The organism is Marinobacterium halophilum (genome assembly GCF_003014615.1).
GTDB classification, from domain to species: Bacteria; Pseudomonadota; Gammaproteobacteria; order Pseudomonadales; family Balneatricaceae; genus Marinobacterium; species Marinobacterium halophilum.
Window position 1 is genome coordinate 56,574 of the sequence record NZ_PYGI01000019.1, and the last position, 24,388, is coordinate 80,961.

23 protein-coding genes are annotated in these 24,388 nt (G+C 54.4%); 10 read left to right on the forward strand and 13 right to left on the reverse strand.

Translation table 11 applies throughout. The features are described from left to right. Nucleotides 1-468 (forward strand): bacterioferritin, encoded by a 468-nt coding sequence (bfr, locus tag CLV44_RS13340; protein WP_106592616.1) that lies wholly within the window; start codon nucleotides 1-3, stop codon nucleotides 466-468. A gap of 53 nt (nucleotides 469-521) precedes the next feature. Here bfr and CLV44_RS13345 read toward each other — a convergent pair whose 3' ends face one another. After that, nucleotides 522-938 (reverse strand): hypothetical protein, encoded by a 417-nt coding sequence (locus CLV44_RS13345; RefSeq protein WP_106592617.1) that lies wholly within the window; start codon nucleotides 936-938, stop codon nucleotides 522-524. A 110-nt stretch (nucleotides 939-1,048) separates the two neighbouring features. Between CLV44_RS13345 and CLV44_RS13350 the strand changes: the two genes are divergently transcribed. Next, a complete protein-coding gene (locus tag CLV44_RS13350; protein WP_106592618.1) occupies nucleotides 1,049-1,786 on the forward strand; it encodes an SIR2 family NAD-dependent protein deacylase in 738 nt (245 codons plus the stop codon). A 23-nt stretch (nucleotides 1,787-1,809) separates the two neighbouring features. Here the strand turns inward: CLV44_RS13350 and CLV44_RS13355 are convergent, their stop codons facing one another. The 8 genes from CLV44_RS13355 to CLV44_RS13390 all read right to left on the reverse strand — a co-directional run bounded on the left by CLV44_RS13355 (nucleotide 1,810) and on the right by CLV44_RS13390 (nucleotide 10,627). Beyond that, entirely contained in the window at nucleotides 1,810-3,411 is a 1,602-nt protein-coding gene (locus tag CLV44_RS13355; protein WP_106592619.1) for an indolepyruvate oxidoreductase subunit beta family protein, read from the reverse strand. After that, nucleotides 3,408-5,573 carry a ferredoxin family protein gene (locus CLV44_RS13360; protein WP_106592620.1) on the reverse strand — a complete coding sequence of 722 codons (2,166 nt, stop codon included), beginning with the start codon at nucleotides 5,571-5,573 and terminating at the stop codon, nucleotides 3,408-3,410. The genes CLV44_RS13355 and CLV44_RS13360 overlap by 4 nt, the downstream gene beginning before the upstream one ends. Then, nucleotides 5,566-6,768 carry an alpha-hydroxy acid oxidase gene (locus CLV44_RS13365; protein ID WP_106592621.1) on the reverse strand — a complete coding sequence of 401 codons (1,203 nt, stop codon included), beginning with the start codon at nucleotides 6,766-6,768 and terminating at the stop codon, nucleotides 5,566-5,568. Before CLV44_RS13365 ends, CLV44_RS13360 begins: the two co-directional genes overlap by 8 nt. Nucleotides 6,769-6,814: 46 nt before the next feature. Further along, nucleotides 6,815-7,780 carry a TRAP transporter substrate-binding protein DctP gene (gene dctP, locus CLV44_RS13370; protein ID WP_245912696.1) on the reverse strand — a complete coding sequence of 322 codons (966 nt, stop codon included), beginning with the start codon at nucleotides 7,778-7,780 and terminating at the stop codon, nucleotides 6,815-6,817. A gap of 76 nt (nucleotides 7,781-7,856) precedes the next feature. Then, nucleotides 7,857-9,170, reverse strand: coding sequence for a TRAP transporter large permease (locus tag CLV44_RS13375; protein WP_106592623.1), 1,314 nt, complete (start codon nucleotides 9,168-9,170; stop codon nucleotides 7,857-7,859). Next, entirely contained in the window at nucleotides 9,170-9,694 is a 525-nt protein-coding gene (locus CLV44_RS13380; protein WP_106592624.1) for a TRAP transporter small permease, read from the reverse strand. Before CLV44_RS13380 ends, CLV44_RS13375 begins: the two co-directional genes overlap by 1 nt. A gap of 44 nt (nucleotides 9,695-9,738) precedes the next feature. Next, nucleotides 9,739-10,167, reverse strand: coding sequence for an acyl-CoA thioesterase (locus tag CLV44_RS13385; RefSeq protein WP_170069352.1), 429 nt, complete (start codon nucleotides 10,165-10,167; stop codon nucleotides 9,739-9,741). 16 nt (nucleotides 10,168-10,183) lie between these two features. Further along, a complete protein-coding gene (locus CLV44_RS13390) occupies nucleotides 10,184-10,627 on the reverse strand; it encodes a MarR family winged helix-turn-helix transcriptional regulator (protein ID WP_170069353.1) in 444 nt (147 codons plus the stop codon). A 217-nt stretch (nucleotides 10,628-10,844) separates the two neighbouring features. Here CLV44_RS13390 and CLV44_RS13395 point away from each other — a divergent pair, with 217 nt between their 5' ends. Further along, nucleotides 10,845-11,360 (forward strand): lipocalin family protein, encoded by a 516-nt coding sequence (locus CLV44_RS13395; RefSeq protein WP_106592627.1) that lies wholly within the window; start codon nucleotides 10,845-10,847, stop codon nucleotides 11,358-11,360. Nucleotides 11,361-11,434: 74 nt separating this feature from the next. Here CLV44_RS13395 and metE read toward each other — a convergent pair whose 3' ends face one another. The 3 genes from metE to CLV44_RS13410 all read right to left on the reverse strand — a co-directional run bounded on the left by metE (nucleotide 11,435) and on the right by CLV44_RS13410 (nucleotide 14,995). After that, nucleotides 11,435-13,768: a 5-methyltetrahydropteroyltriglutamate--homocysteine S-methyltransferase gene (gene metE / locus CLV44_RS13400; RefSeq protein ID WP_106592628.1), complete on the reverse strand. Its 2,334-nt coding sequence runs from the start codon at nucleotides 13,766-13,768 to the stop codon at nucleotides 11,435-11,437. A gap of 150 nt (nucleotides 13,769-13,918) precedes the next feature. Next, entirely contained in the window at nucleotides 13,919-14,551 is a 633-nt protein-coding gene (locus tag CLV44_RS13405; RefSeq protein WP_106592629.1) for an ankyrin repeat domain-containing protein, read from the reverse strand. 114 nt (nucleotides 14,552-14,665) lie between these two features. After that, on the reverse strand, nucleotides 14,666-14,995 hold the full coding sequence (locus CLV44_RS13410; protein WP_106592630.1) for a hypothetical protein: 330 nt from the start codon (nucleotides 14,993-14,995) through the stop codon (nucleotides 14,666-14,668). 276 nt (nucleotides 14,996-15,271) lie between these two features. Between CLV44_RS13410 and CLV44_RS13415 the strand changes: the two genes are divergently transcribed. From CLV44_RS13415 to CLV44_RS13445, 7 genes are all read left to right on the forward strand, one after another. After that, nucleotides 15,272-16,195 carry a LysR family transcriptional regulator gene (locus CLV44_RS13415; protein ID WP_106592631.1) on the forward strand — a complete coding sequence of 308 codons (924 nt, stop codon included), beginning with the start codon at nucleotides 15,272-15,274 and terminating at the stop codon, nucleotides 16,193-16,195. Beyond that, nucleotides 16,182-17,003 (forward strand): NAD-dependent protein deacetylase, encoded by an 822-nt coding sequence (locus tag CLV44_RS13420; protein WP_106592632.1) that lies wholly within the window; start codon nucleotides 16,182-16,184, stop codon nucleotides 17,001-17,003. The genes CLV44_RS13415 and CLV44_RS13420 overlap by 14 nt, the downstream gene beginning before the upstream one ends. A gap of 74 nt (nucleotides 17,004-17,077) precedes the next feature. Then, nucleotides 17,078-19,345, forward strand: coding sequence for a GGDEF domain-containing protein (locus CLV44_RS13425; RefSeq protein ID WP_106592633.1), 2,268 nt, complete (start codon nucleotides 17,078-17,080; stop codon nucleotides 19,343-19,345). Between the two features lie 50 nt (nucleotides 19,346-19,395). Further along, nucleotides 19,396-19,959: a lysozyme family protein gene (locus CLV44_RS13430; RefSeq protein ID WP_106592634.1), complete on the forward strand. Its 564-nt coding sequence runs from the start codon at nucleotides 19,396-19,398 to the stop codon at nucleotides 19,957-19,959. Between the two features lie 379 nt (nucleotides 19,960-20,338). After that, nucleotides 20,339-20,557 (forward strand): hypothetical protein, encoded by a 219-nt coding sequence (locus CLV44_RS13435; protein ID WP_106592635.1) that lies wholly within the window; start codon nucleotides 20,339-20,341, stop codon nucleotides 20,555-20,557. A gap of 27 nt (nucleotides 20,558-20,584) precedes the next feature. Continuing rightward, on the forward strand, nucleotides 20,585-21,361 hold the full coding sequence (locus tag CLV44_RS13440; RefSeq protein ID WP_106592636.1) for an HNH endonuclease: 777 nt from the start codon (nucleotides 20,585-20,587) through the stop codon (nucleotides 21,359-21,361). A 284-nt stretch (nucleotides 21,362-21,645) separates the two neighbouring features. Further along, on the forward strand, nucleotides 21,646-22,656 hold the full coding sequence (locus tag CLV44_RS13445; RefSeq protein ID WP_106592637.1) for a trypsin-like peptidase domain-containing protein: 1,011 nt from the start codon (nucleotides 21,646-21,648) through the stop codon (nucleotides 22,654-22,656). A 507-nt stretch (nucleotides 22,657-23,163) separates the two neighbouring features. On the opposite strand, the gene CLV44_RS17445 is transcribed toward CLV44_RS13445, so the two are convergent. Next, entirely contained in the window at nucleotides 23,164-23,946 is a 783-nt protein-coding gene (locus CLV44_RS17445) for a hypothetical protein (protein WP_211298145.1), read from the reverse strand. Nucleotides 23,947-24,388: the final 442 nt, after the last annotated feature.

Below are 24,388 nucleotides of genomic sequence, written 5' to 3' on the forward strand. Positions count from 1 at the left end.
ATGAAAGGCAACACCAAAGTCATCGACGCCCTGAACAAACTGCTGGCCGGTGAGCTGGCGGCCATGGACCAGTATTTCATTCACTCCGAGATGTATGCCGACTGGGGCCTGAGCAAGCTGTACGAGCGTATCGCCCATGAGTTTGACGACGAAAAGGGCCACGCCAAGCTGATGATCGAGCGCATTCTGTTTCTGGAAGGCACACCGGATATGGTCACCCGCGACCCGATCCATATCGGCAAGACTGTACCGGAAATGCTGCAGAATGACCTGAACACCGAGTACCAGGTGGCGCATAACCTCAAGCAGGTCATTGCCCTGTGCGAACAGGAACAGGATTATCAAACCCGCGCCATGCTGCGCCAGCAACTGGAAGACACCGAAGAGGATCACGCCTATTGGCTGGAAAAACAGCTGGGCCTGATCAACCGCCTCGGTCTGCCGAACTACCTGCAGTCACAGATGTGAGTTTTCGTCACCCGGGGTCGGCTTCTGCCTGGCCCCGGGACAAACAAGATGAATCAGACGATATAATCGCTCACCACCGCTGCAGCACTGTCAGCCAAACGCAGGCTGACCAGAATACGGTCATGCAGCCCACCCTCGACCGCATCCAAATGGGCGGAAAAGGCAGCGTCAGCATCGGCCACGGATTGATATTCAAGACCCCGCGCCAGTGCATATCCGGCCCAGTCAGCCTGCTCGGCCACCGGTACGCCCGCATCGATATGCAATGTTCTCATCTCCTGCGCCGCCTGACCGGCATCATCCAGACGCTGACGCAGCCCGGCGGGCAGATCCACCGTGCAGAAGGCGAAATGATATTCAAGCCGTGAATACTGCAACACCTTGCCCTGTACCACGGCCCTGCCCCCCAGCATTTCCAACTGTTCGAGCAGCGTGTCTGCGGTCAGGGGACCGGGGCTCAACTGCCACATCTGTTTTCCTCCTCTGGCGGTTCGGCGCAGTATAGCAGCCGCGAGGCTGACAGCCGGTAACCTGCAAGGCTACACTGCCCCTGTATCCTGAATCCGCTGTTGGACCACCCATGAACAAGCGCCTGATCATTTTCACCGGGGCCGGTATTTCCGCCGAGTCCGGTGTGCCCACGTTTCGCACCGGCCCAGACGGCCTCTGGCACAACCACCGCATCGAGGATGTCTGCCATATCGACACCTTCGAACAGAATTACGATCTGGTACACGCATTTTACAACGCTCGCCGAGTCTCGCTGCAGGGTGTGGAGCCCAATGCCGCCCATCGCGCCATCGCCGCATTACAGCAGCGTTATGGCGACCGGGTGACACTGATGACCACCAATGTGGACGACCTGCACGAACGCGCCGGCAGCCCGGACGTGGTTCACATCCACGGCAACCTGCTGGAGCTGGTCAACCTGGCCGAGGGCAGCGTTCGGCCCATCGGTTACGAGCCCTTCGAACACAGCGCGCACCCGCCCCACTTCAAGCCCAACGTGGTGTTCTTCGGTGAAGCTGCGCCGGTCTACCGCGACCTGTTTGAGCTGATGAACTCATTGACCCGACACGATCTGGTACTGGTGATCGGCAGCAGTGAGTCAGTGCTGCAGTTCTGTCTGGAGGCCTACAGCGGCAGCGATGGCACGGCGACGATTCTGTATGTGGATCCGACCGAAACCTGCCCGTACGACCGCCTGCTGGGGCCCGGTCTCAAACCCTACACCGAACATATCCGCATGGGCGCGGTGGACGCACTGAGCGAGGACTCAGCGGTTATAGAATGGATTGAGGAGTGGCTGCAGGACTGAACTGCCTGCAGCCCAGTAGTACCTCAGACCGCTGGCTGAGGTTCCATAACCTGCACGACGCCAGCAGATCCCCCCGACGACCCCAGTTCTTTGGCCAGGTTTTCCAGCCCGGCCGCGCGCAAAGCTGCCGCCAATTCAGTGCCGGACTCACTTTTAAGCGCCGCTTGATGCAACTTCACAAGCACCGCCGCCGCGTCAGGCTGACCCTGTAAATGCTCGGCGGCGCGACACAAAAGACCGAAGTTTTTAAGCCCTCGTGCATGCGTTCTGCCATAGCCCTTGATCAATTCTGGCAGTTTGGCAACTTCACAACTCAATTCATGATCGACGCGAACTGTCGCGGTCAGCAATGCCAGCCACCCATCGATACGCTCCTGCTCGAGGGTATATCTCAGGGTACGGTGACGCCAACGTCTCATCCGTGCGACCAGATAGAGCGACAGAAAGCCCCGTAAACTCTGAGTGGATACAACCTTCGGACCGGCAAAAAGCCTGTTCATAAGTGCCGACGCCCAACGATTGCCCAGTACCCAGCGTCCCAGGCTTGCCGGCAGTGTTTCGGCGACCTCTTCGATACGAGGATGCAGGTACTCGCGGAAATATGAAACTTGCTGATGTTGAATGCCCACCTCCTGGTACAGCCCGTCAAAGCGCCGTGCCCGCGTCTTGATTTCGGCCACGCGAATGGTGTCTTCGTAGGCCATCCACACCGCCAGGCGTGCGGCTACCCGATGGCTCAAGGTCTTATCGGCATCAAGCCCCTGTTCCAATGCCAGGATCTGCTGCATCCGCTCCACATACAGTTCGGCATAACGCAGTCCCGTATGGTCCAGCAAGCGGCGAATACCCTCGGTCATGGGGGTCACCAGTCCGTCAGGAAAATCTGTTTCGACCCGCGCCAGCAACTGGTGAATACCCTGGTCAGCGCCCTGATACGTCCATTTCTGCACGGTCGGCACCGGCTCCGGTGAATCGGTGCATCCGTCACCATGCCGAGCCTGATCATGTCCCGCTGCAAAAGCTCTCAGACTCGCCTCTACACCTACACCGCCATTGCGGATCGCCTGCTCAAACACCTCGCGCGCAAACGGCAGGGCACCACTGCCGCATAACGCACCAAACAGCACCGCACTGATGACACTGCCGCTGGCCTTTGCCTGTGCTTCCATATCAAAACAGATATAGCGCTGCGACATCTCGCCTGCTGCCTGATGGATCACCTCAGGATCCGCCAAGGCATACCCCATCGACTCCTTTTCCGACACGGCGTAAGCGCGATGGGAGGAGGCGATAAGCGTGGTCCGGTCCGGCGTGACAAACCCGCGCTGGATCGCGCGTCCCGCTTCCATCAGTTCGGCAGCGATGACCAAATCAACATCGCCACCCGCTGGCGACAGTGACAGGATGGGAGTCGGGGCATCCGCCTGTCCGCCTGACGGCTGGAACAGCTCCAGATAATAGATTGTCGCCCCCGTGCGCTGTGCCACGCCAGGTACCGATGTGGTCTGGGCAATCCAGCCGGTGGACTCCGCCATACCCACAATCCAGTCCGCCAGAACCCCACCGCCCTGGCCCCCCATCGCCGTCACTGCGATGTTGATCCGTTGTCTGTTGTTCGTATTCATTGTGATACTCCTTCCAGCAGATCCAGTTCTTGCCGTTTAGCCGCTCGCCGCTGCAGCCAGCCGATAATGTGCTGAGACAGCTGTCGGCGCTGACGCTCCAGCCAGCCGGCATTACGCACCACCTCGACCTTCACAAAGGAAGGGCAGAGAATATCGGCATGAACGTTCTCGCCGCACAGGCCACAGCCCACGCAGCTGTTGTCGATATAACTGACTGGATCGGAACGCCAGGGGTCCGGGTTTGGTTTGACCGTGAGCGAAGGGCAACCAGACAGGCGAATGCAGGCGCGGTCACCGGTACAGGTATCACCATCAATGGCAAAGCGGCTTTCCACGACACGTTTGCCGTCTTGAATGTTCTGGCGTCGCTCTCGCTTTTCACGCCGCTGGAGGTTAAGCATGCACTCGGATTGGGCCACAATCACCTTGGGCCCCACCCCTTTGGTGGTTATAGCCTCTTTCAGCGTCCGCTTCATCGCCGCTACATCGTAGGTTCGGGTCAGCGTTCGGACCCATTTAACTCCGACCCCTTCGACCGCGCGAGAAATGGGGTTATTGGTTGACCGCTCAGGATGGCTGGCCTTGGAGGAGAGAATGTCCTGTCCGCCCGTCGCCGCAGTATATTCGTTGTCGATGATCAGGTTGATACCATCACTTTTATTGAATACCGAGTTACCAATACCGCTGGTCAGGCCGTTATGCCAGAAACCGCCATCCCCCATGATCGATATCGCTGGCTTACTGGACGGGACATTGAATGCCGAGGAAGACGCCCCACCCAACCCATATCCCATAGTCGTGGCGCCCAAATTGAACGGGGGCAGGATGGAAAACAAGTGACAGCCTATATCACAACTGATGTGGAAATCACCCTGCTCTCGCTGCAGCAGTTTGATAGCAGAAAACACCGGGCGCTCCGGGCAGCCGGTACAAAATCCGGCAGGACGTGCCGGTACCGTTTCATCCAGGGCGGTCACGGCCAGTGGCTTGGAGGGCACTAGTTTCAACGCCACTTCATCCTGCAGCAAGTCCTGCGTATGTTGCTGCAAGAACTGACGCAGCCCTTGTTTGATTACTTCGCAGGTGTACTCTCCATATCGGGGCAATAACGCCTTCCCCTGCAACTGCGTTTTACAGCCGGCACGAGCAAAAATAGTATTGATCTCATGCTCGATGAATTCAGGGCCGCCTTCTTCAATCAGTAATAGCGCAGATTTATCCCGTGCAAAGTCGAGCAGCTCATCATCGACCAGTGGAAAAGCCACGTTGAGAACATATAGCGGGATTTCGGTGTCACCGTAAGCATCGGCCAACCCCAAGTGCTCCAGCGCCCGGATAACGGTGTTGTAACAGCCGCCCTGCACTACCAGGCCCACGTCCTGTCGTGTTCCTTCGAATACCTCATTGAGACGGTTGTCCTTGATAAACTGGAGCGCCGCTGGCAGCCGCTGTTCAAGTTTTTCCTTTTCATGCACGAACGTGTAAGGCGGCAATACAATGCGGCTCAGGTCCCGTTTAGGATTTTCCAGTGCGTCCGTCAGTGTGAAGGCTGGTTTCACATTATCCTTGGCCGTAAAGTGCCCATGCACATGACAAGCCCGAACACGCATCTGCAACATGACCGGCGTATTACTGGCTTCGGATAGCTCGAAACTCTTTTCAACCGCGTCGACGATGCTCGGCAGGTTGGGCCTGGGGTCGAGCAACCAGATATGGGACTTCATGGCAAAGGCGTGTGTCCGCTCCTGCATGATGGAGGAGCCTTCACCGTAATCTTCACCGATGACAATCACCGTGCCCCCAATCACACCGCCAGACGCCAGATTAGCCAAAGCATCGGAGGCAACATTCGTCCCTACGGTCGACTTCCAGGTCACAGCGCCACGCAATGGATAATTGACCGAAGCCGACAACATGGCCGCCGCTGTAGCTTCACTGGCGCTGGTTTCAAAATGCACGCCCATGTCGTCCAGAATCTCGTCCTTGGCATCAGCCAGAACGTCCATCAGATGCGAGATAGGTGATCCCTGATAGCCGCCCACATAGGCAACTCCCGACTGCAACAGAGCTTTGGTGACTGCCAGGATGCCTTCACCCTGGAAGGTTTCACCGGCGCCCGCGTGCAGTTTTTTGACCTCTTTCTTGAATGAACGCTCAGCCATTGTGATTCTTCCTCTGCATCGGCGTCATATTGTGCGACTGCCACTGTTTTAATTGAGCAATGTTGGGACAGCGGATCATCTGCAAGGTGTTTTCCAACTCGTCTCTCAACATCTGCATGCTGTGATCTGCACCAGCGCCCCCCAAGGCGGCCATGCCGTACATGAAAGTCCGGCCCAACAAAGCGAAATCAGCCCCCGCCGCCAAGGCTCTTGCCACATCAAGACCGGACCTCAGCCCGCTGTCCACAAGCACCGGGAAAGACTCCCCCACCGCCGCGCGAATTGCCGGCAATACCTCAATGGTTGAAGGGCATGCATCCAGCTGACGCCCTCCATGGTTGGACACCACGATGCCATCTACGCCAAGGGCCTGGCAGCGCTGGGCGTCCTCAGGATGAAGCACCCCTTTAACGACCAACGTCCCGGGCCAGCGCCGGCGAAATGCCTCCAGCCGCAGCCAGGAGACAGCCCCTTCTACTTTAGCCGGGAGAAAATCGTTGGATTGCTGCTTATAAGGGTGCAAATTGCTAAAACTGGGGACGCCGCTTTGCAACAGTCGCAATGCCCAACCAGGGTGCTGTACCAGATCCGCACACATCCGCAAATTGGGCCGAGGTGGCAGGGAAAGGCCGTTACGCATGTCTCGCTCACGACGACCGCCAGTCGGAACATCCACCGTCACGATCAGTACCGAATAACCCGCATTCCGGGCACGGTCGAGGATATCCGACTCGATCCGCTCATCACTGAACGGATACAGCTGGAACCAGGCATTATCACCCGCCAGACGTACCACCTCTTCAAGGCTCGTCGTCGAGAAAGTGCTGGCAGCAATAGGGCAACCATAACGCTGTGCCGACTGTGCCAGATGACTTACCGCATGCGGATAGACCAAGCCGTCCATACCAATGGGGGCCACGCCGAAAGGCACCTCGAATGTTTGCCCAAACAGCTCGGTCTGCAAATCAATAGCAGCACAGTCATTAAAATAGCGGGGGATCAGGTCCACTTGGTCGAAGACCTGTGTATTGCGAGCCAGAGCCGCCTGACGACCGCTCCCCCCTTCAAGATAATCGTAGACAAAGCCCGGTAAGCGTTTACGCGCACGGCTTTGCAGATAAGCCGAAGATGGATATCGGCTCATCAATATGTTGTTTGACATTTTGACACCCAGCAGATCAAACGTTGTGAACATTCAGAACCGATTAAACCGGCCAGCACGCTCACTGGCCGATCCGGATTCAACTCCCGAAATGTGCTTTCAACGCCGAGACTTGATCTGGGCTGATCTGTTCCAGTGCCTGCCAACCCGACTGCCGAGAGAGCTGCTGGAAGCGTGCACCCTCCTCAGGTGTCAGCTCAATAGACTGTATGCCAGCTTCAGTCTGTTTAAGCTTTTCGCCTTCGGCATCCTGTGCCGCCTGAGCATTCAGGGATTCGACCCAGGCAACCTGCTTATCGAGAAATTCACGCTGGTTATCATCCAGTTTTGACCATGTTTTCTGGTTCATGAACAGGCTGATTTCCACATTGTAAAAACCAGGCTCGACCCGGTAGGCCGTTTTTTCCTGCCAACCCAGATCAAAGATGCCGGTTGCCGGCCAGCCATAACCATCGACCACGCCACGCTCCAGCGCCGTGAACACCTCACCTGGCGGGACCTGCAAGGGCGTCGCATTCAACGACTGGAAGAAGGGGCGATAGACCGGCACACTGCGCAGTTTGAGACCGGAAAAATCGGTCGAATCGACTTCCTTGTTGGTGTAAACGTGATACTGAATACCATCGGACAGGCGAGCCAGCCAAACCATGTTGGCCTTGTCCCGATGCAACTTGTCCATCAGATCGTAGCCCCCATTGCTGCGCAACTCGTCCATCGACTTATTGGTTAGCGTCATCGCCAGGGTTTCGGGCACCATGTTGGCATGAAACACCCCGGTCGTATTGGCAATGTCCACTATTCCGCTGCGCACTGCATTACCAATTTCAAACGGAGGAATCGCCTCAGGACCGCCGACCACGTTGATCTGCAGGACCCCTTTGCCTTCGGCATTCACCTTTTCAACAAACTGTGCGAATCGCTGATTGAAATAGGTATCCTGACCAAAAGCCGATACCGCTTTCAACGTCACTTCTGCAGCCTCCGCCATCATGGGGCAGAACACTATCAAACTACTGCAAAGCATTTTTTTAGATTTATTATTCATGCGCTTCACCTTTTCGTTGGGTTATTGAGTTAGCAGAACACTGCCGTTTTCGTTTTATGAATCAATGACGTACGTTCTACGTCATTAAGCCCGGAAGTCCTGTCGCCAACCAGGGCAACAGCAGGATACAGACCAGTACAAAGGCTTCGATCAACAGGAATGGCACTGCGGCCGCATAGATTTGAGGCAAACGAATATGACCGGGTACCACGCCTTGCATCACCATTAGCAACAGGCCGAATGGCGGTGTCAGCAGCCCAAGTTCCATGGCGATCAACATCATCACGCCAAGCCAGACCGGATCAATACCCGCAGCCGCTGCCAGCGGCATGAAGAACGGCAGGGTGATCATCATCATGCTGACCTGGTCGATGACACAGCCCATCACCAGAATGATTGCCAGCATGCCTACCGTCAGCCAAAAGGCAGACAACTGATAATCGGTGATCAGCGACAGCAGACCACTGGTTGCACCCGAGAAACTCAGTTGTTGGGAAAAGCCGGTAGAAGCCACCAGCACAAACAGGATAATCACTGATACCTTGGCTGTTTCCAGCAACGAGGTCATCAGGTTCTTCAAGGTCAGGGTGCGGTATGCCAGCGTCGCAATCAGGGAAGCCAAAACACCGATAGCTGCAGACTCGGTCGGGGATGCCCAACCTGCCAACATGCAGCCAACCACTGCAACAAAAATCCCCAACAACGGTACAACATCGCGGAAGAACGGCCACCAGAGCTGCCAACGACTCAGGTTATCGCTTTCCAGCGCGACCTCTTCAGCCTCTTCCTTGCGTGAACGCACAATCACATATGTCAGAAAGCCTATCGCCATCAACAAGCCTGGAATGATGCCACCGATCAGCAACCCGCTTATCGATACCCCGGCCAGACTTCCCAGCATCACCGCCAGCGCCGACGGCGGAATCAACATTGCAATACCACCCACGGCCATGATCGGCCCCATGGCTAGGGTCGGATGATAACCACGCTTGAGCATTTCCGGCAGCATCGCACTGCCCATCATTGCCGTATTGGCAATCGTCGAGCCGGACAGTGCCGCAAAAGTGGTCCCACCCAGAATCGACACCACCGACAGCCGTCCCGGAATGCCAGTGATCAACCGTTCAATACTGGCGATCGCCCGGAAGGCCAGACCACTGTGGAACAGCAGCTCACCCATCATCACAAACAGGGGGATAGGCGTCAGCGAGAAACTACTGATGGCACCGACCGAGTTGCGTACCAACTGAGCCAGACCGGCTTCTCCACCCATGAAAAGCCAGGCACCAAGCAAATTGACACCGAGAAAGGCAAAAGCCACCGGCAAACCGACCAGCATCAGGGTAAACAAGGTCCCCAACATGATCAGCAAAGCGTAATACCATTCCATCAGAGTCCCTCCTTATCGTCAGACGGACCCAGCGGCAGCAGACGGCGGGCGAATTCCAGCGTCATCAGACCGAAGCCAATCAGCATCGGCAGGATCAGCCACCATTCGGGGAAAACCAGTACCTTGAACACCAGACTGCCCTGCTGTGCTTTATCTAGTGCCACATCAACTGCATACCAAGTCAGCAGCACACAGATCATCAGCCCCGTTGCGCTGATCAGCCGATCAGCCCAAGCACGTAAAGTTGGCGTCAGGGCCCTCAAGATAATATCGATACGAATATGACCTTCCTGATATAGCAACCAGGGTGCCGCCAGCATCGTGGCCGTCATCAGCAGGTACTCACAGACCTCAACGGTCCAGGGCATGGAAATAGAAGTCAGGTTACGCAGGAAAATATCGGTGCAAACCAATCCACCCATCAGCGCAAACATCAGGGCAGCCAACACACCACAGCCGGTCAATAACCGGTGGTAGTAGCCCTTGGTCATGTAGACTCTGGGCTGTTCCAGGACAGTGTCCATCGTAAGTCTCTCTTATTATTGTTGGATTACTGGATCAGGATAAATCAGGCCGTTACAGCAGATCCCGTGTTCGTATACTGGAATATTTGCTGTCGGATTTCGGCGGGAATGGGACGTTTTTTCACCTGCTCTCCTACCGTAGTGAAGCAGAGTACTACTTGGGCCTCGAACACCGGGTTACCCGCCCGGTTTGCACCAATACTTAGGTCTATGGAGCTGTCTCCAATACGGTTACATACCAATTCCAGTTGAAGTAGATCGGCCTGGCGGCAAGGTGACTGGAAACGGATATTGAGGTTCACGGTCGGGACGCCCGCCCCAAAGCGCTCCTTCATATGCTGAAACGGAAAGCCCATGTCATCGAACCAGTCTTCTACGGTATCGTTGACGATCTCCAGAAACCGGGGATAAAACACGATTCCGGCCGGGTCACAGTGTCTGAAACGGATAAGTTCTTCTCGCATATACCGCATGTTGGGCTCCATCATGCTACTGAATGTTTCTTTTTATTGTTTTGCTCACTTGCACCAACTGCAGGTGTAGCTGCTCAAGATTTTCTTCACTGATCTCTGCAAGCAGGCCCGAGATCCATTCCTTGTGGCGCCGAGCCATCCGCTCGAACACCTCCGCACCAGCCTCGGTCAGACTGATGATTTTCACTCGGCGATCTTCAGGCAGCGGCTGGCGCTCAACTAACCCGTCGCGCTCCAAACGGTCTACAACTCCGGTGATATTGCCGTTGGACACTTTCATCCATTTGGACAGGGCCGACATCTTTTCGCTGCCGCCGGCATAATGCAGTGCTGCCATCAGGTCGAACTGGGGCAGTGTCACTTTGAACTCGCTCACAAATAATGTTCGCAGTTCATGCTCAATCAAAGCGGTATTCGAGAGCATTCGAAACCAGGTTTTAAGTGCCAGTTCGCTATCCATTAACTCGTCATATCCTCGGCAGATCAGTAACAATGATTCAAACACTAATATTTCATACATGAAATATCAAGCGTTAAACTATAATCCGATTAGCCTTCGATTCCCCCGCACATTGCTGAGTGATCAATCGATCTGAATATCAAAATCCCTGCGTACAGCTCAAGGTGAACTCTTTACACTAACCGTTATTCGTCTTCTGTCACCACAAGGAATGCCCATGCGTACGACTCTGTTTGCATTGATGCTGCTGGCGCTGACCGCCTGTACCGGCCTGCCCGACCGGGTTGAACCCGTGCAAAACTTCCAGCTCGACCGCTATCTGGGCACCTGGTACGAGATCGCCCGGCTGGACCACTCCTTTGAGCGCGGCCTGAGCCAGGTACAGGCCGACTACAGCCTGCGCGACGACGGCGGGGTGAAGGTGATCAACCGGGGATATGATGCAAAGAAGGGGGAATGGCGTGAAGCCGAGGGCAAGGCGTACTTTGTCGACGATGCCGACACTGGCCATCTGAAAGTATCCTTTTTCGGTCCTTTTTACGGCGCGTACGTGATCATGGCGCTGGACCATGACGGCTACCAGTATTCACTGGTCAGCGGCCCGGACCGTGACTACCTGTGGATTCTGTCACGTACGCCCACCATGGATACCGAGACGCTGAACAGGCTGATCGATCAGGCCCGAGAGGCCGGTTATCCGGTGGATGAGTTGATCTTCATGGAACACGAATAACACCCCGCCATCAATAGACACGGGGCGCAGACCCTTGATCATCTGCACCCCGTGACTGATCCTGCCAGTCGCGATCAGGCGGCGGCCGCCTTGTCTTCACGCAGCGCCTTGGCGGCATCGACCATATTCTGCAGTGCCGGAATCACCTCGCTCCACTGCCGCGTCTTCAGACCGCAATCCGGGTTGACCCACAGACGCTCCGCCGGAATTCGTTCGGCAGCCAGACGCATCAGTTTCACCATCTGCTCCACCGACGGAATGTTGGGGCTGTGGATATCGTATACGCCCGGACCGATCTCGTTCGGGTAGCGGAATTCGTCAAACACATCCAGCAGCTCCATATCGGAACGGGAGGTCTCGATGGTGATCACGTCCGCATCCATGTGCGCGATCGCCTCGATGATGTCGTTGAACTCCGAATAGCACATGTGAGTGTGGATCTGGGTGCCGTCCGCCACGCCGTTGGCGGTGATGCGGAACGCTTCCACCGCCCAGTTCAGGTACTCCGCCCACTGACCGCGACGCAGCGGCAGGCCTTCGCGCAGCGCCGCTTCATCGATCTGGATGATGTCGATACCGGCACGTTCCAGATCCTGTACTTCTGCGCGAATCGCCAGCGCTAGCTGGTAACAGCTGACCGAGCGCGGCTGATCGTCACGCACGAATGACCAGTTCAGAATGGTCACCGGACCGGTCAACATCCCTTTCATCGGCAAATCGGTCAACGACTGAGCATAGCGGGTCCAGTTGACGGTCATCGCCTGCGGGCGGCTGATATCACCGAACAGGATCGGCGGCTTGACGCAACGCGAGCCATAGGACTGCACCCAACCGAACTGGCTGAACGCATAACCGTCGAGCTGTTCACCGAAATACTCCACCATGTCGTTGCGTTCGGCTTCACCGTGTACCAACACGTCCAGCCCCAGGGTTTCCTGCTGCCGCACGGCGAATTTGATCTCCTGCTTCATCCGGGTTTCGTAATCGGCAGCCTTCAGCTCGCCCTTCTTGAACGCCAGCCGCGCCTTGCGAATCTCCGGGGTTTGCGGGAACGAACCGATGGTCGTGGTCGGGTACAGCGGCAGGTTCAGCTGGTCACGCTGCACTGCCGCCCGCTGTGGATAAGTGCTCTGGCGCTGCCCCAGTCCGGCATCAATCGCGGCCACCGCTTTCTGCACCCTGGGGTTATGCACACGCGGCGATGTGCGCCGGCTGTTCAACGCGGCCAGATTTTCGGCCAGTTCAGCCGCCACAGAACCGCGTCCTGCATTCAATGCGCTGTGGATAACCCGCAGTTCATCCAGTTTCTGCTCGGCAAAGGCCAGCCAGGAACGGATCTCGGCATCCAGTGCCTGCTCATTGTTCAGGTCCACCGGCACATGTAACAGAGAGCAGGACGGCGCAATCCACAGCCGCTCACCCAGCTGGCGAGCAACCGGCTCCAGCCAATCCAGCAACGTACTCAGATCGGTCTTCCAGATGTTGCGACCGTTGACCACACCCAGCGACAGGACCTGATCCGCATTCAGCTGTTCGATCACCGCTGCCACTTCGTCACCGGCATTGATCGCATCCAGATGCAGACCCGCCACCGGCAGTGAAGCCGCCAGTTCAAGGTTGTCGCGCAGCTGCCCGAAGTAGGTGGTCAGCAGCAGTTTCACGCCGCTATCAGACAGGGTCGCATAGGCGGTGCGAAACGCCGCCTGCCACTGGGGTTCCAGCTCGGTTACCAGCGCGGGCTCGTCGATCTGTACCCACTCGATACCCTTGTCTGCCAGCAGTTTTAACAGTTCGGCATAGACCGGCAACAATTGCGCCAGCAGGCTCAACGGATCGGTTTCATCCTTGGCCTTGCCGATCAGCAGATAGGTGATCGGACCGACCAGTACCGGCTTGGCATTGTGGCCCTGTGCGCGGGCTTCTTCGATCTGCGCCAACAAGCGGTTCGGGTTCAGGCTGAAACGGGTCTCGGCGCTGAACTCCGGCACGATGTAGTGATAGTTGGTATCAAACCACTTGGTCATCTCACCGGCATGCACGCAGTTACAGGCGCTGTCGTTGGCAGAACGGCCACGGGCAACACGGAAATACTGATCCAGTTCGGAACCTTCCAGCCCCTGCACACGGGCAGGCAAATTGCCGAGAGTGAAGCTCAGGTCCAGCACCTGGTCATACAGGGAAAAGTCACCCACCGGCACCCAATCCAGACCGGCCTGACGCTGCCAGTTCTGCTTACGCAGCTCTGCCGCAGTCGCCAACAGATCGGCTTCGTTTTGCTCGCCTTTCCAGAAGGCTTCAACGGCAAATTTCAGTTCACGGTGGGCACCGATGCGCGGAAAACCCAGGTTATGCAGACGACTTTTTGGGGTTGGCTGAAGGCTATTATTGTTGCTTGGCTGAAGGCTCATGTCTCTCTCCATATTTCAATTCGAGAAAGATGCTAGCCCTTATAAATCATGAAAAATAATGGCATTATCTCATAATGCCATTAAATTTAGTCATGCTTCTAATGCAAAAAATGATTTTGTTCGCTCCAAATAAACACCCTTAACTTAGTATCAGTGACCACCCATTTCCTGTTCCAGGATCTCGCGTACCTCATCAACAGTTTCTCGGTAGTCGTACACAACCATGTAGAACAGCGCCAGCTTGAAAATATCCATACCTCTATCATTGGTATGCATGACGTCAACATCTTGGGTCCGCAGGTATTTCACCATATTCGGGCTATTGTATTTAACAGCATAAAACACAGGTGTGGAACCTGAAGCATCGGTCTGCTCGAGAGAAGCTCCCGCCTTAACCAGAACTTGAAGACACTCGGGACTTTTCTGTGTCGCGGCTCGGTGAATGGGCCAGGTTCCATCTTCGGCAGGCTGATGAATCTGAGCACCCTGTTCAATCATGGCTTCAAGCATGTGGGCAGCACAATCGGTACTCAGCAGCTCAAACATGGGGGACATCCCCGTGATTGGGTTAATGACGTTGGGATCCTCGCCTGCAGCAAGCAGTTGCCTGAATGTGTCCCAGTCCTTATACGCAAGGGCCTTGCTCAATGGTGGCAACGCCTGAAGAACAGCCTGATGCGTCTGCTCATTCTTCTTGGTCTCACGCTCGGCACCACACAAAAGTGTCGACACACTAGTCAATAGAGCACTTACCAGAAGAGCTGATTTAATGTAATTATTCATGTGATCAAAGTTCCTTTATTCTTTGCCACAGACTCTTAAATTCACACTCGTCTTTTTCTGAAAATTTAACTAGAGCACCAACGTAATCTTTTCTTGAAATCATATCAGTCACACTCAAATACCAGCCCAAGTCAGTTCCATTTTTATAGGCACATTCTTCGCGTTCTTCCTAAATATTATACTTAATAAAGCATTAGCCCCCTTTGCATCCAAAAGAGCTATTGCCGGACCAATCATAGCTCCAGATGCTTTAGACAAGGTTGCTTTCATGAAGGGCCTTCCTGCCTTGGGCTCTCTGGTCAGGATCACACCTTCATGCTGAACCAAGATAGTTATCCCATGCTCAGCTTTAAGATATTCACATGAAAGACGCCCAGGAAAATCTCCAAAAGACTCTTCTATAAACGCCTTTAAGTCATCATCCACACACAAACTAGATGTCATAAATCAAATTCCTTTTTTAATTTATTCCAATTATGTATTATGATACAACGATATATGGTAATTACTTATACGATATCATTAAGTTTAGGTAAACTATTAAAAGCTTCATAACAAATAATTATATGATCATAAGTTTATATTTATAATAATATGTCTGTAATTAAATACGATTTAAAACAACTTTTGGTTTATTAGTCGGATATTAAAACTACTGGACCGTAACAATATAACCGAAACCTACATATAAGACTTTATGGTTACCATGGACAAGATCTCATGCTCGAACGTCACCACCTGATGATCCTTCGCACCGTAGACCAACAAGGGTCGCTGACCGCCGCAGCCGAGAAACTCTGCCTGACCCAGTCCGCGCTGAGCCACTCGATACGCAAGCTGGAGCAGCAGCTGGGCACGCCCGTGTGGCAGAAGGAAGGCCGCCGCCTGCGCCTGACCCAGGCCGGCGAATATCTGCTGCAGCTGGCTGAACGGCTGTTGCCCCAGTTTGAACACGCCGAAGAACTGATGCAGCAGTTTGCCAGTGGCCAGCGCGGTACCCTGCGCATCGGCATGGAATGCCACCCTTGCTACCAGTGGCTTCTGAAGGTAGTAAATCCTTACTTACAGCAATGGCCTAACGTGGATGTGGACGTACGCCAGAAATTCCAGTTTGGCGGTATGGGGGCGCTATATGGCCACGAGATCGACCTGCTGGTAACACCAGACCCGCTGCACCGCAGCGGGCTGATCTTCGAGCCGGTGTTCGACTACGAACAAGTGCTGGTGGTCGGCCCCGAACACCCGCTGTACGGGCAGGAACAGGTCTATCCGCAGCAGTTGACCGACGCAACCCTGATCACCTACCCCGTGGAGCCGGATCGGCTCGATATCTTCAACCGCTTCCTCACCCCGGCCGGTTGCAGCCCCCGTCGCCACAAACAGATCGAGACCACCGACATCATGCTGCAGATGGTCGCCGCCGGACGCGGTGTCGCGGCACTTCCACGCTGGCTTGTAAGTGAGTACCAACAACGGCTGCAACTTCACCCGCTGCGACTGGGTAACACCGGAGTGGATAAACAGATCTTCCTTGGCCTGCGTAAAGAGGATATGGATACTGACTACCTGAGCGCCTTTGTCGAACTGGCCCGTAGTCATAACACCCTCAATACAACCGGATCTGACCCCGATGCCGCACACTGAGCTGACCGATTTCATCCACCGCCATCCTCGCCTGCTGATTCTCACCGGTGCCGGTATCAGTACCGATTCGGGCATTCCCGACTACCGCGATGCCAACGGTGAATGGAAACGCAAACAGCCCGTACAACACCCGGACTTCATGCGCAGCGAACACACCCGCCAACGCTACTGGGGCCGCAGCCTCGTCGGCTGGCCGGTGATGCGGGATGCACAACCCAACGGCGCACACACGGCGCTGGCACAGCTGGAAAGCCTCGGTCATATCGAACGGCTGGTGACGCAGAACGTGGATGGCCTGCACCAGCAGGCAGGCAACCGCAACGTCACCGACCTGCACGGCCGCTCGGACCGAGTCATCTGCATGCACTGCGACTTCACCTGCAGCCGTGACGAGGTGCATCAGCGCAGTGCCGAGATGAACCCCGCATTCACCCGTTTTACCGCCGTCACCGCACCAGATGGCGATGCCGATCTGGAAGTGGATTTCAGCGAATTTCGTATCCCCGACTGCCCCCACTGTGGCGGCATTCTCAAGCCGGATGTGGTGTTTTTCGGCGATAACGTGCCCAAACAGCGGGTAATCGACGCCCTCGATGCCCTGCAACGCGCCGATGCATTGCTGGTGATCGGTTCTTCATTGATGGTCTATTCCGGCTTTCGCTTCTGCCGTCGCGCCCATGAATGGGATAAGCCGATTGCAGCCCTGACGCTGGGCAAGACCCGCGCCGACGAGCTGCTGAGCCTGAAGCTCAATGCCTCCATCGGACCGGTACTGAACACGGCTCTGAAGCACCTAAGCAGCGAGTGAACAGTTGTTTAACTGGGCACCTCTATCTGTATATACTGTTGCACATCGATCAATGTTGATGGAGCGGCCATACAATGACTGTCCGAACCCACTCGGCGGCACCCGCTTATCGGCCCGTCCTGATCCAGCCATGGCAACTGCTCACCCTACTGTTTTTAGTGGTTTTCACCGCACTCCCCCTTAACGCCGCAACCGTAACCCTGGACCAGCACTGGGAATACCGCTGGGGCGACTCCCCCTTCAGTGGCAACACCCCGGAATGGACGCTGCAAGACGAACCCGACGCCTGGCAGCCCATCGATTTTCCCTCCAACCCCCCCGGCCGTAACGGCCAGGAAAACATCTGGTACCGTACCCTGGTTCCACAAGGCCATTGGCATGATCCGGTTCTATACATCTTCAGTGTCGACCTGATTGTCGAAACCTACCTCGACGGCCAGCGCATCTATCAATATGGCCACTTCGACAGCAACGGACGCGGCCAATTCGAAGGCTGGCCCTGGCACATGATTCAACTGCCTCCCGATGCCGCTGGCAAGCCGATTTACTTCCGCATATTCAGTAACTACACCGACATCGGCCTTTGGGGCGAAGTCAAAGTCACGGAACGCATGACCCTTTACCAACAGGTTTTAGAGGACTCCATCGACAGCCTGACCATTACCGCTTTTAGCCTTGTTATCGCCCTGTTATGTCTGCTATTTGCACTGTTCAACACCGAGCGCAACAGCCTGCTGGCACTGGCCCTGTTCTCGCTGTCCCACGCCGGGCTGGCCCTGACCGGCAGCCAGGCTAAACAACTGCTGATGCACCATCCGCTGCTGTGGGACTATATCGAAGCTGGCTGCTACTACGTGTTACCCATTGCCTTGGCCCTGCTGCTGCGCAGCTGGTATGGCGCGCGTTATCGTCGCCTGTTCAACAGCTTTGCCCTGTTGTTCGGAGCCTATCTGGTCGGTGCCCTGATCCTGCCGCTGACCGGCTTAACCAGCCTGGCGCACACCTATCCGCCCTTTGACCTCATGTTCGCCATCGGCGTACCGACCATGTTGATCATTGTCGCCCGCCACTGGCGCAGTGCCTCGCACGACCAGCGCCTGCTGCTGCTCGCCACGGCACTGCTGACGGTGCTGCTGCTGCTCGACATGGCCGTTGCCCACGGCCTGCTGCCCTGGAGCAAAGTCCCTGTTGACTGGGGATCGCTGATATTTTCACTGGCCATCGTTGCGCTATCGCTCAGCCACTTTAGCCATACGCGCAAGGCACTCGCCGAACTCAATGCCACATTGGAAAGCCGCGTCGCCGAGCGCACGCATGAACTGGAACAGATGGCCCGGCAAGATGCCAAACACCTAAAGGCCCTTGAGTTTGGCAACAGCAAGCGCGGCATACTGGACGAGCTGGTTGTCGAGATGGAGTCACTGGCCGATATCAATCAGGCAACCGATTACCTGAGCACACAGATCCACACCCTCTGTTCCCCCGTTCCCGGTGCCTTCTATAGCCTCGCCTCCGGCTCATCTCAGCTGCAGCAACGCAACCATTGGGACACGACCGCCAGCCTTGCCACCAACCTTCAACCCGATGCACTGCAACTCCCGCACGACGACTGGCACGTATTCAATATTCATTACGATGCCCCCGGCCTCGCCCGCACACAGGTTGCTACATTGCTGCTCGATTTTGGCACCGATAGCACCCTGTTTGACGAACTGAGCCCCTTTACCCTGCAAACCCTGTTCACACGCGCCATCGAACGCATCAACCTGACCCTGTCCAAAGTGGCGCTGCAACAGGCCCTGAGCCGCTTTTCCTATGAAGACGCACTCACCGGGCTGCATAACCGACGCTATCTGGACGAGATGCTCGACCGCGAAATCGCACGCGGCCAACGGTCCGGTGCCTCCATTGCACTGGTCATGTGCGATATCGACTATTTTAAAAAATTGAACGACCGCTATGGCCATGCCGCAGGCGACCGGGTACTTCAGGTTGTGGCACAACAGATTCGCGCGGCCTTTCGCAGCAGTGACATCATCTGCCGTTATGGCGGAGAAGAATTCGTCATCGTCATGCCCGAGAGCCAGCTGGATGACGCCCGCGCGCGGGCCGAACAGCTACGCATCGACATTGCCGCCAGCCATATCACCTTCGATGACATCAATATCAGCAACATAACGCTTTCAGCCGGTGTAAGTGCTCGCTATGCTGACGATACAACGGCCGATATTCTGCTGCGTACCGCCGACAAGGCACTGTACCAGGCCAAAAACAGTGGCCGTAACCGGGTCATCACCGCCGACTCACCGACACAGGCACAACCAACCATCAAACAAGCCTGAACACTATTCCCTAACCGGCACGGATTGCCGCTCAGACAAAGGACTGTCACATGTATCAACCCGCACTTGGTGCCGTCATCGCACAGCACCTGGAACAGCTGGAAGGCCGCATAGCCCACATGTACCGCGACACGCGTGGCTACATTACCGTTGGGGTTGGCCATCTGCTGGCCACCGAACAGGACGCCACCGCTCTGGCCTTTATCCACCGAGACACAGGCTTGGCTGCCACACCCGACGCCATCCGTCAGGAATACCAAGCCCTGAGCACCCGCCCCTACGGCCAACGTCATGGTGCCTCCAGTTTTGCCGCCCACACCAATCTGCGTTTGCCCGATGCCGAGATCGACACCCTCACCCGACTGCATATCGACCGCTTCGGCCATGAACTGCTCAGCCTCTACGGCCCCGCATTCGACACCTTTACCGACCCCATTAAACTGGCCCTGTTCGACATGATCTTCAACCTCGGCCTGACCAAACTCCGCCGGGGTTTTCCACGCTTCAACCAACATATCCACAACCGGAACTGGACCGCCGCCGCAAAGGAAAGCCATCGCTTGGGCATCAGTGAGGCACGCAACCGGCATGTACATAATTTACTCAGTGGGTAATTTGACAACAGGTTAAGCACAGGTGATAACGAATGTATTCACATGTGTACAACTTAAAATCCGAAGATATAAACAACCCGAAGAAAACCGTTATTCACCTGATAGGATGATAATTGATCAGTTTTAGGATCGCCTGTATATAAGGGGTTTGTGACGATTTGTAGACCTGTTCACCGTACCTTATGCACAGTATTATTCAGCGGTTCTGTGGGTAACTTTATCGGTGCGGTGAATAAGATTTTCATCCCCAAAACGTGGCTAACAAAACATATGCACAGACGCAGCTTAATTCACATCTGTGCATAACTAACATCGCCAGAAGCATGACTTCACTCTGACACCTGGCTACAGTAATGGCGTAAACAGTGAGGGATAAAATATGTCTAACTACTCAGAAGACAAGACTCTGCAGCAGTGGCAATCCTATTGCGATGAGGTTGCAACACTTGCACAAGAAGTGTTCGGATTAACGCTGATCGACCTTGCCGATAAACGCCAACTGCGCACAGGTTTAGAAGACGGCGAAAGCCCCCGCGAACTCGTTGAGCGTTTGGGCGTAAAATATGACCTTATTCGTCTTGATACCCATTTTTGGTAATCACCAGCATCATTCAGGAGCGCATCAATGTCACGGAAAGACTGGACACCGGCAGAGGTCAAACTGGCTTTCCATCTATACTGCCAACTGCCTTTCGGTCGTTTACACCGCAGCAATCCTGAAATTATCGAATTAGCCAACATGATTGGCCGCACCCCATCGGCTGTTGCCATGAAGCTGGTCAACCTCGCGAGTCTTGATCCCATGATCATCGCCTCTGGCAGGAAAGGGCTCAGCAGTACATCAAAGCTCGACCGAGCGATTTGGGATGAGTTTCATGCCGATTGGGAAGGATTGGTATTGGAGAGCAATCAAATTCGGGCCGAACTGGAACAGGCTACAGACAGCGCAGCGGCAATCGACCTGACTAGCGAAGACACACCTACCGACTTCACTGGCAAAACCCGCAACCAAATCGTGCAGCAGCGGATCAAACAGTCCTTCTTTCGCCGCACAGTGCTGTCCAGTTACCACAACCGCTGCTGCATTACTGGATTGGCAGAACCACGCCTACTGATCGCCAGCCATATCGTGCCCTGGAGCCAAGACACAGCCAACCGGCTGAACCCGAGCAACGGACTTTGCTTATCGGCGCTGTATGACCGGGCATTTGATCAGGGGTTGATGACGCTGGATGAAAACTGGCGGGTAGTGCTGTCACAGCAACTGAAAAAACCTGATCCGGCGATGCAACGCTACTTCCATACGGTAGAAGGGCAAAGAATCGAACTGCCTGAGCGTTTTAGTCCTGACACTGTATTAATACAAAAGCATCGGGAAACGGTGTTTTTGGATTCGGTTTAAGCACCGGAATGATTTTTTGGCCGCCAGCGCACGGAGCAGACTTTATCGGGGGCTGGTCATCTGTCGTTCAGTTTGTGATCACTTACAACTGGCAACATTCAGGAGTTTGGTCCAGTATCAAAAGACTATGGATTAAACGCAACATGATACTGCGCACGGCGCAGCAGAAGAATGCGTATGTAGTTTTCATACGAAGGAGAATGGCTATGATTCATCACCTACCTCACTAATATAACTACTTAACTTAACCCTCTTTTTCGACTCATCTTTTGAGTTAGAAATGCATGCCCATCATTAAAATTCTAGCCCTCAAAGGAAATTTAACGATGAAGCCGTTCATTGTCGCACTTGGAACTACGATCATCCTTGCGAGCTCTTGCGGCATCGCTTATGCCATCGATTGCTCACGCGCGAGAACAGTACCCGAAGTAGCAATTTGTTCTAATCCTACACTCAAAGCGTTTGATGATTATCTTGCCGAAGCATATTCGAACGTCCGTAGCATAGTTCCGGTAGACGTTTTTGGAGATGTTCGGAGAAGCCAGATTGAATGGATCAACAATCGTGACGCTAAGTGTGGCGGTGATGTCTCTTGCCTAATTCGAGAAACACAACAGCGAACAGCTGCTCTCAACGGCTTTGTTCAGAGCTATATCGAAAAACTTAGGCTCGCACTACTTGGAGATCAGATGGGAGAGAGTCAACAAATCACCACATCTGAAACACCTTCGAACCAGCCTCTCAACCCTCAAGACATCTACACGAAAGCGGCAAAATCCGTTGTGGTTGTGATTGCATTCAATGAGCGACAAGACGACATTAGCCAAGGCAGTGGGGTAGTAATTGCGCGAAACACAGTGGCTACAAACTGTCATGTCTTGGAGAGTGCTGATACTGCTGTAGTTCTTTTCAAGGGAGAGCCTTATAAAGCAGTTTCGGTAGTAGGCGACAGGGAGCTTGACTACTGTATTCTATACACTAGCAACCTGCCTGCACGTGTCGCTGACACAGCTGAACGGTCTACTGTCACGCCTGGCCAGCGCGTTTACAGTATTGGTAGCCCGCGGGGCCTCGATCTCACAATTGCAGAAGGACTTGTGTCGGGACTTCGCAGTCAAGACGGTATGCCGCTTCCCCTGATTCAGACATCTGCTGCCATCTCCCCTGGCTCAAGCGGCGGCGGCTTGTTTGATGAATTCGGGCGAGTTATCGGTATTACGACTTTTCTTCTTGAAGACTCTCAGAGCATCAACTTTGCATTACCTATTGCGCTTTCAAACGTAGTTTCGCGATGACCAGCTCATTGCCTAACCAGCAAATCCAGCCGGGGTATTTGCCTTAGAAAGGTTACTCTGATCCAGTGCTTAAGAGGGTAGTCATGGATTTGATACACCAGACCAATCCGAAACATACAATTTACTGGAGGCTTCAAAGCAATATCCATTATGTACTATATCCGCAAAAACCAGGCATGTTTAGTAGCTTTCTGACTGTGGCTAATACATTAGCGAACCGTTTTGGCTACGAGTTAAGCGCGAGAAGATCGTTTGGTTCAGCATTTGAAACTGTGACAGAGCCTGGTCTAGCAGCGTCGCTCACATGGTGGCGCCGCTCGATTGTTGAAGTGTGTTTCGTATCAGATGGCTCAGTAGTCGCCCAGATGCGGCACCGAGGGGAGGTTATTCACTACTCGAACCACCCAGAACTTTGCGAGCTACTGAGGGGCTGGGTTTGCGAGACCCAGCAACGTGAACAAACCCGCTATATTCCTGAAGAGGGTGAGACCTCGTGAGCCTGAGCTGCTAATGACTGCTATTTCGTAAAGATTGTAGGTCCATCACGCTAACTGCCCCGGTTTCTTCATCGAATTCCCAAATTTCGACGTCCTCCGGGATCAGGTGCAGGTAACGGCTGACATAATGCTCTGCGAGTGTTAACCCTCGTGACTCTGAATGATCACGTAGGACAAACAACACCTTCCGAAAGCCGAGAGGTGCCACTGCAAAGTAATACATGGCTTCGTTCCAAACGGTTAGCTTGGCGCTTGGCGTATTGCCACCCGTCGTCCAACGATGTGATTTGCATTCAACCAATATGGGTGGGTTTGAGCTTCCCAGATCAAAGCAGTGTTTCTTTCTCAGGCGGCCAATACCAACTGGCACAGAAAAATCCGGCTGAACTTGAATGTCCTGCCGAGCAAATACTTGCGAGGCCGCTTTCTCGAAGTCTTTACCAACCTGGGTATTGGACACCGCACCAATTCGTTGAAAATTGGCATCATTGACCGATACTGCAGGCAGCATATCGCCTTGTTCGCCCACAATTTTTGATCGAGGAATCTGATACCGTATTCGTAGTGATGCCCCGTTCCCCTTCAACGGGCTCTCAAGTACTTCATCTGAGTCTCTCATGACCTGGCGCATGACGGAACAACAGACAGGCATTCTATGGTCAGCACCGGGATAATCACCTACTATCCGGTGCAAATCACCAGCACTAACGGTAATTGACCTTTGGTTCTGACGCCTGGCTCTGAGAAACATCGATTCAAGTTCCCGTTGGAAATCAACTCGTTTTGCCGCCATAACGCAATCTCCATGTGTTTCACGGAAGCACTCTGTGATTAATACCCAGCATAGTTGAAGAAAATTTATATCAGCAGTTCACGGCATCCTTGTTGTCGGGGTCAATCTAATTGGCTCTTTGGGCCAGTCGAGGCAATTGCATTCGATACCTAACATAGTCTGCTTCGTGCTGATATGTGCCGATCCTTATTACACTTTCAAGTTACGACCTAGCATCATTGCGCCCTCTATGAAGACTGAGCTACCGTTGAATATGCCATACTGCAATAGGTGGAAAGGCACATAAACCCAATGTACAGGAACCGATCGAAACGTCGTTCACGTAGACAGATAAATGGTGTACTGCCGTTATCTGAAAGTGTCAGACGAGGCTGCCAGGCTCAGAAAGTACTGCCTCCGGATAGCCCGAGGCAGTTCAGGTGCCCGCAGGACATCAATACAG